General features: G+C 53.5%; 1 protein-coding gene. It reads right to left on the reverse strand.

Annotated features, from left to right (window positions below; genetic code table 11):
* A partial coding sequence (locus tag P2081_RS20265) for a helix-turn-helix domain-containing protein (RefSeq protein ID WP_278924596.1) occupies positions 1 to 479 on the reverse strand: 479 nt, incomplete at its 3' end.
* Positions 480 to 592: the final 113 nt, after the last annotated feature.

Below are 592 nucleotides of genomic sequence, written 5' to 3' on the forward strand. Positions count from 1 at the left end.
CTATGTGACAGCTTGATATGAGCGACCTGAAGCTTGACCCGCTCACCACCGATATTGCCCCAGTCTTCGCTCCAATCGAATTGAAAGGCTTCCCCTGGCTGGAACACCAAAGGTACAAAAGTGCCCCGCCCTGTCGTCTGTTCAGCACGATGCCGATCATCACGCCAGGCTCGTGCAAAAGCCGCCACGCGTTCATAAGATCCGTCATACCCCAACTTCACCAGATCCGCGTGCATCTGCTTCAAGGTTCGCCGTTCTTTCCGCGACTTGCGTGTTTGGATCAAAAGCCACGCAGACAACCGATCCGCATAGGGGTCCAGTTTGCTTGCACGCTTGGGCGTCTTGAACCTTGGCTCTACCGCGCCTTCGCGCAGGTACTTCTTGATCGTATTTCGAGACAAACCCGTCCGACGGGCAATCTCTCTGATTGGCATCTTGTCACGCAATGCCCAGCGTCTGATGACACTCAAAAATCCCATGTCTATCACTCCCAATCCCCCCAACGAAAACCGTCGGGGCAGTGTGTTCACATGGGTCAATTCTCAGTGACAATTTATCGGCATACCGGGTCAGTTCTCAGTGACAATCAACA

The organism is Pseudophaeobacter profundi, from assembly GCF_029697505.1.
GTDB lineage: Bacteria > Pseudomonadota > Alphaproteobacteria > Rhodobacterales > Rhodobacteraceae > Pseudophaeobacter > Pseudophaeobacter profundi.